At 42.9% G+C, this 19716-nt stretch carries 7 protein-coding genes, 6 rRNA genes and 2 riboswitches; of the genes, 1 reads left to right on the plus strand and 12 read right to left on the minus strand.

The annotated features are described in order from the left end of the window. The 12 genes from rrf (JFU54_RS02560) to guaA form a co-directional block, all read right to left on the minus strand. A 5S ribosomal RNA gene (gene rrf, locus JFU54_RS02560) occupies positions 1-94 on the minus strand; the annotation flags it as partial. 100 nt (positions 95-194) lie between these two features. Then, positions 195-3116, minus strand: a 23S ribosomal RNA gene (locus JFU54_RS02565). Positions 3117-3262: 146 nt separating this feature from the next. Then, positions 3263-4814 (minus strand): 16S ribosomal RNA (locus JFU54_RS02570). 350 nt (positions 4815-5164) lie between these two features. Then, positions 5165-5896, minus strand: coding sequence for a DsbA family oxidoreductase (locus JFU54_RS02575; protein WP_088038211.1), 732 nt, complete (start codon positions 5894-5896; stop codon positions 5165-5167). 191 nt (positions 5897-6087) lie between these two features. After that, on the minus strand, positions 6088-7047 hold the full coding sequence (locus JFU54_RS02580; RefSeq protein ID WP_201063679.1) for an alpha/beta hydrolase: 960 nt from the start codon (positions 7045-7047) through the stop codon (positions 6088-6090). A 241-nt stretch (positions 7048-7288) separates the two neighbouring features. After that, positions 7289-7404, minus strand: a 5S ribosomal RNA gene (gene rrf, locus JFU54_RS02585). Between the two features lie 49 nt (positions 7405-7453). After that, positions 7454-10375 (minus strand): 23S ribosomal RNA (locus tag JFU54_RS02590). Positions 10376-10521: 146 nt separating this feature from the next. Then, positions 10522-12073, minus strand: a 16S ribosomal RNA gene (locus JFU54_RS02595). Between the two features lie 294 nt (positions 12074-12367). Further along, positions 12368-13873: a sensor histidine kinase gene (locus tag JFU54_RS02600; RefSeq protein WP_002124847.1), complete on the minus strand. Its 1506-nt coding sequence runs from the start codon at positions 13871-13873 to the stop codon at positions 12368-12370. Beyond that, complete coding sequence (locus JFU54_RS02605) at positions 13857-14558, minus strand: response regulator transcription factor (RefSeq protein ID WP_002029454.1); 702 nt, start codon at positions 14556-14558, stop codon at positions 13857-13859. The genes JFU54_RS02600 and JFU54_RS02605 overlap by 17 nt, the downstream gene beginning before the upstream one ends. 145 nt (positions 14559-14703) lie before the next feature. Further along, positions 14704-16029: an NCS2 family permease gene (locus tag JFU54_RS02610; RefSeq protein WP_002029453.1), complete on the minus strand. Its 1326-nt coding sequence runs from the start codon at positions 16027-16029 to the stop codon at positions 14704-14706. 128 nt (positions 16030-16157) lie between these two features. Next, positions 16158-16259: riboswitch (purine riboswitch) on the minus strand. A gap of 155 nt (positions 16260-16414) precedes the next feature. Continuing rightward, positions 16415-17953 (minus strand): glutamine-hydrolyzing GMP synthase, encoded by a 1539-nt coding sequence (gene guaA / locus JFU54_RS02615; RefSeq protein WP_207192586.1) that lies wholly within the window; start codon positions 17951-17953, stop codon positions 16415-16417. A 165-nt stretch (positions 17954-18118) separates the two neighbouring features. After that, positions 18119-18220: riboswitch (purine riboswitch) on the minus strand. Positions 18221-18610: 390 nt separating this feature from the next. Here guaA and JFU54_RS02620 point away from each other — a divergent pair. Next, a complete protein-coding gene (locus JFU54_RS02620; protein WP_201063681.1) occupies positions 18611-19372 on the plus strand; it encodes a hypothetical protein in 762 nt (253 codons plus the stop codon). The last annotated feature ends 344 nt before the right edge of the window (positions 19373-19716 follow it).

Genomic DNA, 19716 nt, shown 5'->3' on the forward strand with positions numbered 1-19716 from the left:
CAGGGACAAGGTCCCAACTACCATTGGCGCTAGAGAGCTTAACTTCCGTGTTCGGTATGGGAACGGGTGTGACCTCTCTGCCATCATTACCAGACTATATTCGATTGAGACAAACATTATTATACTTGATTCACTTAGAAAGTCAATAAGTTTTTTATATTCTCTCAAAACTAGATAACGTTGCTTCATATTATATGGTTAAGTCCTCGATCTATTAGTATTCGTCAGCTCCACATGTCACCATGCTTCCACCTCGAACCTATCAACCTGATCATCTTTCAGGGATCTTACTAGCTTACGCTATGGGAAATCTCATCTTGAGGGGGGCTTCATGCTTAGATGCTTTCAGCACTTATCCCTTCCGCACATAGCTACCCAGCTATGCCCTTGGCAGAACAACTGGTACACCAGCGGTGCGTCCATCCCGGTCCTCTCGTACTAAGGACAGCTCCTCTCAAATTTCCTGCGCCCACGACGGATAGGGACCGAACTGTCTCACGACGTTCTGAACCCAGCTCGCGTACCGCTTTAATGGGCGAACAGCCCAACCCTTGGGACCGACTACAGCCCCAGGATGCGATGAGCCGACATCGAGGTGCCAAACCTCCCCGTCGATGTGGACTCTTGGGGGAGATAAGCCTGTTATCCCCGGGGTAGCTTTTATCCGTTGAGCGATGGCCCTTCCATGCGGAACCACCGGATCACTAAGCCCGACTTTCGTCCCTGCTCGACTTGTAGGTCTCGCAGTCAAGCTCCCTTATGCCTTTGCACTCTACGAATGATTTCCAACCATTCTGAGGGAACCTTTGGGCGCCTCCGTTACACTTTAGGAGGCGACCGCCCCAGTCAAACTGCCCACCTGACACTGTCTCCCGGGTCGATAAGACCCGTAGGTTAGAATTTCAATACAGTCAGGGCGGTATCCCACCAGCGCCTCCACCGAAGCTAGCGCTCCGGTTTCAATGGCTCCCGCCTATCCTGTACAAACTGTACCAAAATTCAATATCAGGCTACAGTAAAGCTCCACGGGGTCTTTCCGTCCTGTCGCGGGTAACCTGCATCTTCACAGGTACTATAATTTCACCGAGTCTCTGGTTGAGACAGTGCCCAAATCGTTACACCTTTCGTGCGGGTCGGAACTTACCCGACAAGGAATTTCGCTACCTTAGGACCGTTATAGTTACGGCCGCCGTTTACTGGGGCTTCAGTTCAGAGCTTCGCTTACGCTAACCCCTCTCCTTAACCTTCCAGCACCGGGCAGGTGTCAGCCCCTATACTTCGCCTTACGGCTTCGCAGAGACCTGTGTTTTTGCTAAACAGTCGCTTGGGCCTATTCACTGCGGCTTTCCGTTAAGAAAGCACCCCTTCTCCCGAAGTTACGGGGTCATTTTGCCGAGTTCCTTAACCAGAGTTCTCTCGCACACCTTAGGATTCTCTCCTCGCCTACCTGTGTCGGTTTGCGGTACAGGCACCTTTTATCTCGCTAGAAGCTTTTCTTGGCAGCGGGGAATCAAAGACTTCGCTCCATAAGGAGCTTCCCCATCACAGCTCAGCCTTCACGATAAGCGGATTTGCCTACTTATCAGCCTAACTGCTTGGACGTGCACAACCAATCGCACGCTTCTTCTATCCTTCTGCGTCCCTCCATTGCTCAAACGATAAAGAGGTGGTACAGGAATATCAACCTGTTGTCCATCGCCTACGCCTGTCGGCCTCGGCTTAGGTCCTGACTAACCCTGAGCGGACGAGCCTTCCTCAGGAAACCTTAGGCATTCGGTGGACGGGATTCTCACCCGTCTTTCGCTACTCATACCGGCATTCTCACTTCTAAGCGCTCCACCAGTCCTTCCGGTCTGACTTCACTGCACTTAGAACGCTCCCCTACCACTGATACCATTGGTATCAATTCGCAGCTTCGGTGGTGTATTTAGCCCCGGTACATTTTCGGCGCAGAGTCACTCGACTAGTGAGCTATTACGCACTCTTTAAATGGTGGCTGCTTCTGAGCCAACATCCTAGTTGTCTAAGCAACTCCACATCCTTTTCCACTTAATACACACTTTGGGACCTTAGCTGGCGATCTGGGCTGTTTCCCTCTTGACTACGGATCTTATCACTCGCAGTCTGACTCCTAAGGATAAGTCATTGGCATTCGGAGTTTGACTGAATTCGGTAATCCGATGAGGACCCCTAGTTCAATCAGTGCTCTACCTCCAAGACTCTTACACTTAAGGCTAGCCCTAAAGCTATTTCGGGGAGAACCAGCTATCTCCAGGTTCGATTGGAATTTCTCCGCTACCCACACCTCATCCCCGCACTTTTCAACGTGCGTGGGTTCGGGCCTCCATTCAGTGTTACCTGAACTTCACCCTGGACATGGGTAGATCACCTGGTTTCGGGTCTACGACCACGTACTAAACGCCCTATTCAGACTCGCTTTCGCTGCGGCTCCGCCTCTTCAGCTTAACCTCGCACGGGATCGTAACTCGCCGGTTCATTCTACAAAAGGCACGCCATCACCCATTAACGGGCTCTGACTATTTGTAGGCACACGGTTTCAGGATCTCTTTCACTCCCCTTCCGGGGTGCTTTTCACCTTTCCCTCACGGTACTGGTTCACTATCGATCACTAGGGAGTATTTAGCCTTGGGAGATGGTCCTCCCAGATTCCGACGGAATTTCACGTGTTCCGCCGTACTCAGGATACATTCAAGAGAGAACGAAGTTTCGACTACGGGGTTATTACCCTCTGTGACGGACCTTTCCAGGTCGCTTCGTCTACCTCGTTCCTTTGTAACTCCGTATAGAATGTCCTACAACCCCAAGAGGCAAGCCTCTTGGTTTGGGCTAGATTCCGTTTCGCTCGCCGCTACTCAGGAAATCGCATTTGCTTTCTCTTCCTCCAGGTACTTAGATGTTTCAGTTCCCTGGGTCTGTCTTCCATACCCTATGTATTCAGGTAAGGATACCATACCATTACGTATAGTGGGTTTCCCCATTCGGAAATCTTCGGATCAAAGCTTACTTACAGCTCCCCGAAGCATATCGGCGTTAGTCCCGTCCTTCATCGACTCCTAGTGTCAAGGCATCCACCGTGCGCCCTTTCTAACTTAACCAAACTAAAATTAAAAAAATATGAGCTACACTGTTATCTAGTTTTCAAAGAACATACATTTAAACTTGAGAGATAGTTCTCTCAAAACTGAACGAAACAAAACAAGTCAACGTTTATTGATGAACTGCGTTCATCAATTCTCCATAGAAAGGAGGTGATCCAGCCGCACCTTCCGATACGGCTACCTTGTTACGACTTCACCCCAATCATCTGTCCCACCTTAGGCGGCTGGCTCCATAAAGGTTACCCCACCGACTTCGGGTGTTACAAACTCTCGTGGTGTGACGGGCGGTGTGTACAAGGCCCGGGAACGTATTCACCGCGGCATGCTGATCCGCGATTACTAGCGATTCCAGCTTCATGTAGGCGAGTTGCAGCCTACAATCCGAACTGAGAACGGTTTTATGAGATTAGCTCCACCTCGCGGTCTTGCAGCTCTTTGTACCGTCCATTGTAGCACGTGTGTAGCCCAGGTCATAAGGGGCATGATGATTTGACGTCATCCCCACCTTCCTCCGGTTTGTCACCGGCAGTCACCTTAGAGTGCCCAACTTAATGATGGCAACTAAGATCAAGGGTTGCGCTCGTTGCGGGACTTAACCCAACATCTCACGACACGAGCTGACGACAACCATGCACCACCTGTCACTCTGCTCCCGAAGGAGAAGCTCTATCTCTAGAGTTTTCAGAGGATGTCAAGACCTGGTAAGGTTCTTCGCGTTGCTTCGAATTAAACCACATGCTCCACCGCTTGTGCGGGCCCCCGTCAATTCCTTTGAGTTTCAGCCTTGCGGCCGTACTCCCCAGGCGGAGTGCTTAATGCGTTAACTTCAGCACTAAAGGGCGGAAACCCTCTAACACTTAGCACTCATCGTTTACGGCGTGGACTACCAGGGTATCTAATCCTGTTTGCTCCCCACGCTTTCGCGCCTCAGTGTCAGTTACAGACCAGAAAGTCGCCTTCGCCACTGGTGTTCCTCCATATCTCTACGCATTTCACCGCTACACATGGAATTCCACTTTCCTCTTCTGCACTCAAGTCTCCCAGTTTCCAATGACCCTCCACGGTTGAGCCGTGGGCTTTCACATCAGACTTAAGAAACCACCTGCGCGCGCTTTACGCCCAATAATTCCGGATAACGCTTGCCACCTACGTATTACCGCGGCTGCTGGCACGTAGTTAGCCGTGGCTTTCTGGTTAGGTACCGTCAAGGTGCCAGCTTATTCAACTAGCACTTGTTCTTCCCTAACAACAGAGTTTTACGACCCGAAAGCCTTCATCACTCACGCGGCGTTGCTCCGTCAGACTTTCGTCCATTGCGGAAGATTCCCTACTGCTGCCTCCCGTAGGAGTCTGGGCCGTGTCTCAGTCCCAGTGTGGCCGATCACCCTCTCAGGTCGGCTACGCATCGTCGCCTTGGTGAGCCGTTACCTCACCAACTAGCTAATGCGACGCGGGTCCATCCATAAGTGACAGCCGAAGCCGCCTTTCAATTTCGAACTATGCAGTTCAAAATATTATCCGGTATTAGCCCCGGTTTCCCGGAGTTATCCCAGTCTTATGGGTAGGTTACCCACGTGTTACTCACCCGTCCGCCGCTAACTTCATAAGAGCAAGCTCTTAATCCATTCGCTCGACTTGCATGTATTAGGCACGCCGCCAGCGTTCATCCTGAGCCAGGATCAAACTCTCCAATAAAGTTAGTTTGTCTAGCATCTAAAAATAAAAATTGACGTTCACGTTGTTTGTTTCGTTCAGTTTTCAAAGAACTTGTTTGCCGCTCATTTGCGACTCCCTTATGTTAACATTTTCATATTTCAATGTCAACTAAGTTTTTCATTTTCTTTTGTCGCTTTCTGCGTTGTTGCTATCGGCGACTTTTTCTATATTACACCTCTAACCTACAATCGTCAATATGTTTTTATAAAAAACTTCATTTTTTTATAAATCCTATTTACGTTATTAATTTATCTATTTATATACCTCTTCTATAAGAATAGAATAGCAACCCATGAAACACTCTATGGGTTGCTATTCCATCATAAAAACTATTGTTCTTTTGAAGGTACAGAACAACTTTCATCCGTACAAGACATATCGCTTCCACCCTCTGAAGAAAGCTCTTGTAACTTAGGTGCAGGTTTCTCTTCTTCCCAAACTTGCTGAAGTGCACCAACAAAAGTTTCAAGTGGTTGCGCACCTGAAATAGCATACTTTTGATTAATAATAAAATAAGGAACTCCCGAAATTTGATATTGCTGAGCAATCGCTTCATCAATTCTAACATCATTTGCATATGCGCTTTTATCATTAATAACATGTAGAGCTTCTTGCTTATCTAAACCTGAAGCTTCAGCAATAGTAGCAAGCGTATCCACATCACTTAAATTTTTCGATTCAGTGAAATATGCACAAAGTAGATTTTCCGTAATCTCTTTTTCTTTCCCTTGATCCTTTGCAAATTTGGCAAGACGATGCGCATCAAAAGTGTTCGTCGGCTTCATCTCTTCAAAATTAAAACTTAACCCCATACTAGCTGCATGATTGCCTAGTTGTATATTATTACGCTTAGCTTCTTCAATACTAATCCCATACTTTGATGCAAGTACTTCATTAATACTTGTTCCAGAATAGATTGGAGCATTTTGGTCTAATTCAAAACTTTTAAACTCAACTTCAACATCTTTCTTATGCGGAAATTGCTCTAAAGCCATTTCTAATCTACGTTTCCCAATATAACAAAATGGGCATACAAAATCTGACCATACTTCAATTTTCATAGAAACACCTCATTAACATGTAGTTTTCAATTATTGTAGCACTGGCAATAAGGAATTCAAAAATTTATGCTTCAAACCTTATATACTACAAACTAAAATGAGTTTTTAAATAGAAAAAACGATAATCAAAAGTATAAAAACATTTCCTTCTGATTATCGTATATACAAAATACAAATCTAAAACAATCTAATTACGCTGGAATGTATCTCCCCACGAATTCCCATATGGTATTCCAATATTTATTCGAATCTACCTTCTCGGCTTCTCCATGTCCAGCACCTGGAACAATTAATTTCTCTTTTTCTACTTTTGCAGCATTATATACTTCATCTAACATTTCATAAGGAACGAATGTATCAGCGTCCCCATGAATAAATAGCATCGGTGTTTTACTTTTCGCTACTTGTTTTACAGCTGAAGCTTCTTCTAAATCATATCCAGCTCTTAATTTTGTAACTGTATTTGCCGTATTCATAACAGGAAACTTCGGCAAGTGGAATAAATCGTTTAATTGATAAGTAAATTCATCAATAACAGTTGAGTATCCACAATCTTCAATAATAACTTTAACGTTAGAGGGTAACTCTTCACCTGAAGTCATCATTACAGTTGCTCCCCCCATTGAAACTCCAAAGAGTGCTATTTCAGCATTAGGGTCTTTCTTTACAATTTGTTGAATCCAAATCAAAATATCTTTACGATCGTGCCAGCCCATCCCTATATAATCACCTTCACTATTTCCATGCCCACGAAGATCTGGCGCTATGACGTTATATCCTTCTTCATAAAAATTCCGGATATATTTCGTCATTTTCGATGCCCTACTATCATATCCATGAACTACAATTGCCCATTTATGGCTAGATTGTTCATTCATATATTCATAACCTGTTAATTTCAACTTATCGAAAGAATTTATGTTTCGTATATTAGGTTTATGATTTGATACAAAGTTCGCATCCTTTTCTTCATTTGTAGCAAACACACCTCCCGATGCATTCACAGTTTCTACTAAGTGAGGATTATCCTCTAAAAACTCTTTCTCTTGTTTCGCATTCAACGCATAATTATAAAAATAATTGCCGACTAACATATAAGTAATTGCTAGAAGGACTAAAACCACTATAGTAATTACACCTATCTTCTTCATATTATCTCCTTAAAAAATTTAAATCTTCCTATATTAAAGTACCTCGAAAAACAACTGTACTATTTTAACACACCGATAGATTGCTTCTACAAAAAATAGAATAGAAAATCTTAAACTACACATCAAAAATGATGAAAGAAAATGAATATGAGAGTATCAAAATAATAAGGATTACTTACTTGAGGCTGATAAGAAGTTTAAAACACAAAAAAGACGAGTCATTCTGACTCGTCTTAAAGTTGCTTGGCGACGTCCTACTCTCACAGGGACAAGGTCCCAACTACCATCGGCGCTAGAGAGCTTAACTTCCGTGTTCGGTATGGGAACGGGTGTGACCTCTCTGCCATCATCACCAAACTGATGAAGGTATATTCCTTCAAAACTAGATAACATTGCTTCATATTATATGGTTAAGTCCTCGATCTATTAGTATTCGTCAGCTCCACATGTCACCATGCTTCCACCTCGAACCTATCAACCTGATCATCTTTCAGGGATCTTACTAGCTTACGCTATGGGAAATCTCATCTTGAGGGGGGCTTCATGCTTAGATGCTTTCAGCACTTATCCCTTCCGCACATAGCTACCCAGCTATGCCCTTGGCAGAACAACTGGTACACCAGCGGTGCGTCCATCCCGGTCCTCTCGTACTAAGGACAGCTCCTCTCAAATTTCCTGCGCCCACGACGGATAGGGACCGAACTGTCTCACGACGTTCTGAACCCAGCTCGCGTACCGCTTTAATGGGCGAACAGCCCAACCCTTGGGACCGACTACAGCCCCAGGATGCGATGAGCCGACATCGAGGTGCCAAACCTCCCCGTCGATGTGGACTCTTGGGGGAGATAAGCCTGTTATCCCCGGGGTAGCTTTTATCCGTTGAGCGATGGCCCTTCCATGCGGAACCACCGGATCACTAAGCCCGACTTTCGTCCCTGCTCGACTTGTAGGTCTCGCAGTCAAGCTCCCTTATGCCTTTGCACTCTACGAATGATTTCCAACCATTCTGAGGGAACCTTTGGGCGCCTCCGTTACACTTTAGGAGGCGACCGCCCCAGTCAAACTGCCCACCTGACACTGTCTCCCGGGTCGATAAGACCCGTAGGTTAGAATTTCAATACAGTCAGGGCGGTATCCCACCAGCGCCTCCACCGAAGCTAGCGCTCCGGTTTCAATGGCTCCCGCCTATCCTGTACAAACTGTACCAAAATTCAATATCAGGCTACAGTAAAGCTCCACGGGGTCTTTCCGTCCTGTCGCGGGTAACCTGCATCTTCACAGGTACTATAATTTCACCGAGTCTCTGGTTGAGACAGTGCCCAAATCGTTACACCTTTCGTGCGGGTCGGAACTTACCCGACAAGGAATTTCGCTACCTTAGGACCGTTATAGTTACGGCCGCCGTTTACTGGGGCTTCAGTTCAGAGCTTCGCTTACGCTAACCCCTCTCCTTAACCTTCCAGCACCGGGCAGGTGTCAGCCCCTATACTTCGCCTTACGGCTTCGCAGAGACCTGTGTTTTTGCTAAACAGTCGCTTGGGCCTATTCACTGCGGCTTTCCGTTAAGAAAGCACCCCTTCTCCCGAAGTTACGGGGTCATTTTGCCGAGTTCCTTAACCAGAGTTCTCTCGCACACCTTAGGATTCTCTCCTCGCCTACCTGTGTCGGTTTGCGGTACAGGCACCTTTTATCTCGCTAGAAGCTTTTCTTGGCAGCGGGGAATCAAAGACTTCGCTCCATAAGGAGCTTCCCCATCACAGCTCAGCCTTCACGATAAGCGGATTTGCCTACTTATCAGCCTAACTGCTTGGACGTGCACAACCAATCGCACGCTTCTTCTATCCTTCTGCGTCCCTCCATTGCTCAAACGATAAAGAGGTGGTACAGGAATATCAACCTGTTGTCCATCGCCTACGCCTGTCGGCCTCGGCTTAGGTCCTGACTAACCCTGAGCGGACGAGCCTTCCTCAGGAAACCTTAGGCATTCGGTGGACGGGATTCTCACCCGTCTTTCGCTACTCATACCGGCATTCTCACTTCTAAGCGCTCCACCAGTCCTTCCGGTCTGACTTCACTGCACTTAGAACGCTCCCCTACCACTGATACCATTGGTATCAATTCGCAGCTTCGGTGGTGTATTTAGCCCCGGTACATTTTCGGCGCAGAGTCACTCGACTAGTGAGCTATTACGCACTCTTTAAATGGTGGCTGCTTCTGAGCCAACATCCTAGTTGTCTAAGCAACTCCACATCCTTTTCCACTTAATACACACTTTGGGACCTTAGCTGGCGATCTGGGCTGTTTCCCTCTTGACTACGGATCTTATCACTCGCAGTCTGACTCCTAAGGATAAGTCATTGGCATTCGGAGTTTGACTGAATTCGGTAATCCGATGAGGACCCCTAGTTCAATCAGTGCTCTACCTCCAAGACTCTTACACTTAAGGCTAGCCCTAAAGCTATTTCGGGGAGAACCAGCTATCTCCAGGTTCGATTGGAATTTCTCCGCTACCCACACCTCATCCCCGCACTTTTCAACGTGCGTGGGTTCGGGCCTCCATTCAGTGTTACCTGAACTTCACCCTGGACATGGGTAGATCACCTGGTTTCGGGTCTACGACCACGTACTAAACGCCCTATTCAGACTCGCTTTCGCTGCGGCTCCGCCTCTTCAGCTTAACCTCGCACGGGATCGTAACTCGCCGGTTCATTCTACAAAAGGCACGCCATCACCCATTAACGGGCTCTGACTATTTGTAGGCACACGGTTTCAGGATCTCTTTCACTCCCCTTCCGGGGTGCTTTTCACCTTTCCCTCACGGTACTGGTTCACTATCGATCACTAGGGAGTATTTAGCCTTGGGAGATGGTCCTCCCAGATTCCGACGGAATTTCACGTGTTCCGCCGTACTCAGGATACATTCAAGAGAGAACGAAGTTTCGACTACGGGGTTATTACCCTCTGTGACGGACCTTTCCAGGTCGCTTCGTCTACCTCGTTCCTTTGTAACTCCGTATAGAATGTCCTACAACCCCAAGAGGCAAGCCTCTTGGTTTGGGCTAGATTCCGTTTCGCTCGCCGCTACTCAGGAAATCGCATTTGCTTTCTCTTCCTCCAGGTACTTAGATGTTTCAGTTCCCTGGGTCTGTCTTCCATACCCTATGTATTCAGGTAAGGATACCATACCATTACGTATAGTGGGTTTCCCCATTCGGAAATCTTCGGATCAAAGCTTACTTACAGCTCCCCGAAGCATATCGGCGTTAGTCCCGTCCTTCATCGACTCCTAGTGTCAAGGCATCCACCGTGCGCCCTTTCTAACTTAACCAAACTAAAATTAAAAAAATATGAGCTACACTGTTATCTAGTTTTCAAAGAACATACATTTAAACTTGAGAGATAGTTCTCTCAAAACTGAACGAAACAAAACAAGTCAACGTTTATTGATGAACTGCGTTCATCAATTCTCCATAGAAAGGAGGTGATCCAGCCGCACCTTCCGATACGGCTACCTTGTTACGACTTCACCCCAATCATCTGTCCCACCTTAGGCGGCTGGCTCCATAAAGGTTACCCCACCGACTTCGGGTGTTACAAACTCTCGTGGTGTGACGGGCGGTGTGTACAAGGCCCGGGAACGTATTCACCGCGGCATGCTGATCCGCGATTACTAGCGATTCCAGCTTCATGTAGGCGAGTTGCAGCCTACAATCCGAACTGAGAACGGTTTTATGAGATTAGCTCCACCTCGCGGTCTTGCAGCTCTTTGTACCGTCCATTGTAGCACGTGTGTAGCCCAGGTCATAAGGGGCATGATGATTTGACGTCATCCCCACCTTCCTCCGGTTTGTCACCGGCAGTCACCTTAGAGTGCCCAACTTAATGATGGCAACTAAGATCAAGGGTTGCGCTCGTTGCGGGACTTAACCCAACATCTCACGACACGAGCTGACGACAACCATGCACCACCTGTCACTCTGCTCCCGAAGGAGAAGCTCTATCTCTAGAGTTTTCAGAGGATGTCAAGACCTGGTAAGGTTCTTCGCGTTGCTTCGAATTAAACCACATGCTCCACCGCTTGTGCGGGCCCCCGTCAATTCCTTTGAGTTTCAGCCTTGCGGCCGTACTCCCCAGGCGGAGTGCTTAATGCGTTAACTTCAGCACTAAAGGGCGGAAACCCTCTAACACTTAGCACTCATCGTTTACGGCGTGGACTACCAGGGTATCTAATCCTGTTTGCTCCCCACGCTTTCGCGCCTCAGTGTCAGTTACAGACCAGAAAGTCGCCTTCGCCACTGGTGTTCCTCCATATCTCTACGCATTTCACCGCTACACATGGAATTCCACTTTCCTCTTCTGCACTCAAGTCTCCCAGTTTCCAATGACCCTCCACGGTTGAGCCGTGGGCTTTCACATCAGACTTAAGAAACCACCTGCGCGCGCTTTACGCCCAATAATTCCGGATAACGCTTGCCACCTACGTATTACCGCGGCTGCTGGCACGTAGTTAGCCGTGGCTTTCTGGTTAGGTACCGTCAAGGTGCCAGCTTATTCAACTAGCACTTGTTCTTCCCTAACAACAGAGTTTTACGACCCGAAAGCCTTCATCACTCACGCGGCGTTGCTCCGTCAGACTTTCGTCCATTGCGGAAGATTCCCTACTGCTGCCTCCCGTAGGAGTCTGGGCCGTGTCTCAGTCCCAGTGTGGCCGATCACCCTCTCAGGTCGGCTACGCATCGTCGCCTTGGTGAGCCGTTACCTCACCAACTAGCTAATGCGACGCGGGTCCATCCATAAGTGACAGCCGAAGCCGCCTTTCAATTTCGAACTATGCAGTTCAAAATATTATCCGGTATTAGCCCCGGTTTCCCGGAGTTATCCCAGTCTTATGGGTAGGTTACCCACGTGTTACTCACCCGTCCGCCGCTAACTTCATAAGAGCAAGCTCTTAATCCATTCGCTCGACTTGCATGTATTAGGCACGCCGCCAGCGTTCATCCTGAGCCAGGATCAAACTCTCCAATAAAGTTAGTTTGTCTAGCATCTAAAAATAAAAATTGACGTTCACGTTGTTTGTTTCGTTCAGTTTTCAAAGAACTACTCGGTCGCTCATTTGCGACTTCCTTATGTTAACATCTTCGTTAGTTAATGTCAACTAAGTTTTTTATTTCGTTTGTCGCTTTCTGCGTTGTTGCTATCGGCGACTTGTCCTATATTACACCTCTAAACTCTAATCGTCAATATGTTTTTCTAAAAAAATATAAAAAGGCTTATTCCTTTTAAAATAAGCCTTTTTATCCTATAACATTCTATTCATTTATTATTTTTCTATAATTGGTAATGAAACGATGAACTGAACGATCCCGTCCTCATACTCAGCTCGAATACTACCACCTTGCAACTCAACAATACTTTTCGCAATAGCTAATCCGAGCCCCGAACCTTCTGTTACTCTACTTCTAGATTGATCTTTCTTATAAAACCGTTCAAACAAGTTCCCTAACTCTTCTCTCGTAAACTCTTCACTATGATTCGCAATAACAATTTGTATATTCCTGCGCTGCCTTTGAAGAGAAACTTTTATCTCTCCGTCATCTTTACTATACTTAATTGCATTCATTAGTAAGTTGTCGAATACACGAACCATCTTTTCCGAATCAATCATCGCATATGCACGTTCCTCAGGAAACTTCTTAACAAACATAAGGCCATGCTCTTCCGCTTGTGGTACTAACTCTTCTATTAATTGATCAAGTAACTCATTTACACACACTTCCTGTTTTTCTAATACAACTTGTTCATTCGTTAACTTCGTATACTCAAATAAATCTTCTATTAAATTCTTTAACTGCTCCGACTTTGCAAAAGCAATTCTCGTATACTCATCATGTTGTTCTTTATTTTCATATTTAGAATCTCGAAGTAATCGCAAGTAACCCATTATAGAAGTCAGTGGTGTACGTAAATCGTGTGATACATTCGTAATAAGCTCATTCTTTTGCTTCTCTAATTTACGTTCCTTTTCTATATTATTCATAAGCTCTTCCGCCATATTATTAATATTCTCAGTTAAAGACGCAATCTCATCTTCACCTTTTTTCTCAATACGGTACGCTAAGTTTCCTTTTTCTATTTCCTTTACACCTTGTGCCATCGCTTCAATTTGCTTCATCTTTCTCTTTGTTATATAGAAGAAAGAGAAAATAAATACAAGTACACCTATGAAAAACGGAAACGGTCCTTCTTGCGTATCATATATTACTTCACCTTCTGGAATCCCACTAACAAACATGTATAAATTCTTATCTTCTATTGTAATAGGTGCAAAAGCTATAAATTCTTTTCTCGTACTTTCAAATTCTTTTCTACCATTCATATAATTAATCGCAAACGATGATGCATTACGAATTGTATTATGCAAATCAATTTGCTCTTCTTGCGCCTGCTTCGTTTTATATAAAACTTTACCGCTCTCGTCAGTGACCAATACTTTTAAAGCTCTAGAGTTTTGTTCTAAATTTTGATTCTCTATTTCAATCATAGTTGATATAGCTTCTAATTTATTTTCATGAACTGAACTATTTGCCACGCTTTGAGCTTGTTGATTAATTTGTTCCATACCAACCCGATAATCGATCGTCGCCTCTCGATTCGCATTCTCAAAAAACGGCGCTGCTGCCTTCGCTGACAAAATCCCTAACAACGCACAAGCAGTAAACGCAGTAATAAGTTGAATTCGTATACTCCGTTTCACACTCTTCACTATCTTTCCAATTAATTCTCGAATTTTCCTAACATAAGTAAATGGATTAAATATCTTTTTCAATCTTATACCCCACTCCCCATACTGTTTTTATATATATTGGCTTCCTTGGATTCTCCTCAATCTTTTCACGCACTTTCCGAATATGAACCATTACCGTGTTATCCGACTGGAAAGATCTTTCGTTCCAAACCTTTTCATAAATTTGTTCCGCACTAAAGACCATCCCCGGATTACGGACTAGTAATTCTAAAATTGAAAATTCCCTCGGGGTCAGTTTCACTTCTTCTCCATCCACAATGACTGTATGAGTGGAGATGTTTATTTTCATCTCTCCAATTTCTAACTCGTCCTCATTTTGAATAGCAAAGCCATTCATTTTCATATAACGACGTAGCTGCGATTTAATTCTTGCGATTAACTCTAACGGATTAAACGGTTTTGCTACATAATCATCTGCACCTGTTGTTAATCCTAAAATTTTATCCATATCTTGCGTTTTTGCCGAAAGCATAATAATCGGCATTTCCTTCGCTTCCCTTACTTTCATACACATATGAATACCATCTACTTTCGGCATCATAATATCTAATACGACTAAGTGCACTTCGTTTTCTTCTAATATACGTAACCCTTCTTCTCCGTCCCCTGCTTGCAGTACTTTATATCCTTCGTTCTTTAAATAAATTGTAATAAGGTTCCTAATTTCTTTTTCATCATCTACGACAAGTATTGTTTCCCCAGCCATACTATCTCCCCCATCACTTTTTTAATCCCTAACTTCTATTATAAGAAAACTTCTGAAGAAAAACGCTCGGAAATCCTTAAGATTTTCTGAAGACGCAAAAAAGGTCTAGACTCCCCTCAAGTCTAGACCTTTCAAAAAACCCCTTTTATTTACGAACGTAGATGAAATATAGTACGAATAAAACTCCCATAACATACATAATTGGATGAATCTCTTTACGACGACCACTCACAACCATTGTAATTGGATAGAAGATAAACCCGATTGCAATTCCTGTTGCGATACTATACGTAAGTGGCATTGAAATGATAGTAAAGAATGCTGGTACTGCAATCTCGAATTTCTTCCAATCAATTTCGCCTAAAGATGAAACCATCAAGATCCCTACAATAATTAATGCTGGCGCTGTTACAGCTGGTGTCACAACACTTAATAGTGGTGAGAAGAATAGTGCCAGTAAGAAGAACCCTGCTGTTACAACTGCTGTAAATCCAGAACGTCCACCCGCTGCTACCCCTGCAGAAGATTCAATATAAGACGTTGTTGTTGATGTACCTAGAATTGCACCAATTACAGTTGCAATCGCATCTGCAAATAATGCTTTTCCTGCACGTGGTAATTTATTGTTCTTCATTAATCCCGCTTGATTTGCAACGGCTACAAGCGTACCTGCTGTATCAAAGAAATCGATAAAGAAGAACGTTATAATAACAATCGCCATTTGAACAGTAAAAATGTCTCCAAAGTGAGTTAACGCCATACCGAACGTCGGTTCTAGACTCGGTATTGCTCCCACCACAGCTTTCGGAGTATCAATTAATCCTGTTGCTACTCCTAAAATTGCCGTAAGAATCATGCCGTAGAAAACAGCACCATTTATTTTCTTAATCATGAAGATGATTGTAATAACAACTCCGAAAATTGCTAATAACGTTGTGCCCTTCGTTAAATCCCCCAATCCAACAAGGACAGCATCATTCTTTACGATAATTCCGGCATTTTGGAATCCAAGGAAGGCAATGAATAATCCGATACCCGCCGCTACTGCAAACTTTAACTCTACTGGAATTGCATTAATGATTTTTTCCCGAATACCTGAAGCAGTAAGAATAATAAAGATAATACCTGACATTAATGTTCCAGCAATCGCCGTTTGCCACGGAATTCCCATCGTTAACACTGCTGTATAAGCAAAGAACGCATTTATTCCCATACCTGGCGCTAAAGCAATCGGATACTTCGCAAATATCCCCATAATTAACGAACCAATCGCCGCTGCTAATGCTGTAGCAACGAATACCGCACCTGGATCCATTCCTGTACCTGCCGGTAATCCTTTAACATTTCCAAGCGACAGCGTAGCAGGATTGACAAATAGTACGTAAGCCATAGATAGAAATGTCGTTAAACCTGCTATGAACTCTGTTTTATAATTTGTGCCGAGTTCATCAAACTGAAAATAGCGTTTCATCTTACGTTTCCCCCGTTATATGATTACTCGCCGTATTTCACCCTAGCCCTCTTTTATCTATAAAAATAAAAAAGGCTTCCATTGCATATACATGGAAGCGTTCTATGAATAAAGACAAGTTTCCCCTCATCTTTATCAAAACGCCTCGTAGTCAAGCCATTTACGGTAGCTAGGTAGAAACTTTCGGGCCATATCCCCGATATTATACGACGGCATAATATTCACTTTTCGTTTGAATTACATACTCATATTAACTCGAGGAGGTGGTTTTGTCAATTTAAAAACGAACATTTTTATAAACTTTTATATTTTCGTTCGTATTAAGGGTAAAAACAAAAAGATCCATCTATACATGAACGATAGATGGATCTTTTTTATTACAATACTATTCCCACTCAATAGTTGCTGGTGGCTTACTCGTTATATCATACACGATACGGTTAACGTGTTTTACTTCGTTTACGATACGTACAGAGATTTTCTCTAATACGTCCCAAGGGATACGTGCCCAATCAGCTGTCATACCGTCGATAGATGTTACTGCACGGATACCTACTGTGTAGTCGTAAGTACGCTCGTCACCCATAACACCTACACTACGCATACCAGGAAGCGCAGTGAAGTATTGCCAAACTTCGCGGTCTAATCCTGCTATTATAATTTCTTCACGTAAAATTGCATCAGATTCACGAACGATTTCTAATTTCTCTTCTGTAATTTCACCTAATACACGAATACCAAGTCCTGGACCTGGGAACGGTTGACGCCATACGATTTCATCAGGAATTCCTAGTTCTGATCCTAATACACGTACTTCGTCTTTAAATAAAGTATTTAAAGGCTCAATTAATTTGAACTGCATGTCTTCTGGAAGTCCACCAACGTTATGGTGAGATTTAATTGTTTGTGCAGTTGCTGTACCACTTTCAACGATGTCCGTGTAAAGTGTACCTTGTGCTAGGAAGTCCATTCCTTGTAATTTAGAAGCTTCATCATCAAATACGTAAATGAATTCATTACCGATGATTTTACGTTTTTGCTCTGGATCTTCTACACCTTTTAACTTGTTCATGAAGCGCTCTTGTGCATCCACTTTAATAACGTTCATATGGAAGCCTTCGCTAAATGTTTTCATAACACCTTCTGCTTCATCTTTACGAAGTAAACCGTGGTCCACGAAAATACATGTTAATTGGTCACCAATCGCTTTATGAATTAATACTGCTACAACAGAAGAGTCTACACCGCCACTAAGTGCGCATAATACTTTTTTGTCTCCAACAGTTTCACGGATCTTCTCTAATTCTACTTCGATAAAGTTCTCCATGTTCCATCCTTCAGAGCAACCACATACGCCGAATACGAAGTTTTTAATTAAATCGTTTCCGTGCTCAGAGTGACGTACTTCTGGGTGGAATTGTACACCGTATAAGTTTTCCCCTTCATTGCTCATACCAGCAATTGGACAAGACTCACTTGTTGCATCTACTACGAATCCTTCAGGTAAACCAGTTACTAAGTCACCATGGCTCATCCATACAACTTGCTCTTCTGGAAGGTTCGCATATAATTTTGATTCGTTCTCTACTTTAAGAACAGCTTTTCCATACTCACGGTGGTTTGCACGTTCTACTTTACCACCGAAGTGTTGTGTCATAAGCTGCATACCGTAACAAATACCGAAGATCGGTAATCCTAGTTCAAAGATTTTTTCATCACAATGTAATGCGCCTTCACCGTATACACTATTTGGTCCACCAGAGAAGATAATCCCTTTTGGATTCATTGCTTTAATTTCTTCTGCAGTAATTGTATGTGGATGAAGTTCACTGTATACACCGAACTCACGAATTCGACGTGCTATTAACTGATTGTACTGACTCCCAAAATCTAAAACGATAATTGTATCATGCTGCTTCTTCAAAATAATCACCCCAACGTTAGTTCTCGTATATAAATATTTTCACCAATTTGGCGAAAAGCATTACTAATATAATAAAAAAAGCCAGTCCTCCGCCTCTAGTCTCATGACAAAGAAAAGGCAGGGGTCTGGCTTTATAAAGAAAGATAGTCTTCCGCTCTTTATAAATATAAGACGCACTGCCTTCATAGTCAGGTTGTTTACGGTAACCCGGTAGAGACTCTCAAACCATATCATCGAGGATATATGAAGGATTGTTTTATATTATCTTCCTAGATTCTAACAATGAAGTATCGATATGGTCAAGAGAGAAAGCGACAAAATTCTACAGAAATTATTTTCCTGCGCTCAAAAACATAAAAAAACATCCACTTCTATATAGAAGTGGATGTTTTTCGGGAGAACGGAATTACATCATTCCGCCCATCAAGCTTTATATATAATAGAAGAAAACAGACACAAAAAAGGCTATTATATCAATATTTTCGAGCAATTCCATTACTTAAAAATGCACAATCCAAAACCCTTTCGGACACTTTCCGGACACCGAAAACCCTATAAAGAATGGATGTATAGCAGCATTAATAATATGATAAATTCATGATATAATAGTTCAGTTGGAATATTAAATCCAAATTCTCAAAGGAGGATGTACACTATATGTCATTTACCGAAATTGCTGATATGGCTAAAATTGCAGGTGCAGCCATAGGGGTGTGGGGGATCATAAAAGGATTGGGTTCATTCTACATGGAATCTTCCACTACCAATGAATTCGATCAATTATTTAAGGATAAAGTTACACGGAAACAACTAAATATCTTTTCCTTTTGCCAGGATATTTTTATTATTGCACTGTCGCTATTCATTATACCTTCATTCTACCTCAAGTTCTTTATACCCAATTTAATAACCAACTATGCATTTATTTTAGAACCATTGTATAAACTAAGTTATATATTAATTACTTTACTCTTTTTAATTCTTATACCAATAAGTCTTTTACCTAAAAAACTCCTTAAAGTTAATTGGTTCAATCGATCTATAAAATGTCTTTCTATAATTCATATGTTTAGTTTTATGTTTTTTTATTGTTGCTTTTTCCACGTAAATATCTTTCAAAGTAGCAATTACGATTTAATATTAATCACTATCGTCGTCCCTTTATTCATGAGCTCTTTTTATCTATATTTAAGCAAACAATTCAATAAAACTTCTCAACCACAATACCTTATGGAAATCATTAATGAAAAAGACATAGCAGAGTTAAAATTAATACATAATTTTATTATCGATGATAAAAGAAGTGTATTCCACGAAAAATACAAAGAGGAAAATGGAACCTTTTACGTATGTGATTTTTCATCAAAGGTATATTTAAAGTATTCAAAAATTAAAACAAGAAAAGACTCTTCAAAATGAAATCAACATATCGGAAAGAGCATCCTTTATGGATGCTTTTTCATTTAACTTTAAAATAAAAATTATTTCGCTTTAATTCATCCCCCACATAATCCTCATTTAATAAAAAGCACTACGTATGGAATACTTTCATAACCTTTACTTATTTAATTCCTTTACACCAAAATGATACTTTTAAATCAACATAAAGGTTATCTAAATAAAGAAACTCTCTACTACTTTATATACATAACCTTCAATATATATATCGAATCAACTACATTTGGAATATAGGTAAGTTCGCTTTGAGACATATTAATACCTTTAATCAATTTATCGAAATGTAATATTTACAGTTGTTGCAT

This window comes from Bacillus sp. TH19, assembly GCF_016651075.1.
Taxonomy (GTDB): Bacteria; Bacillota; Bacilli; order Bacillales; family Bacillaceae_G; genus Bacillus_A; species Bacillus_A mycoides.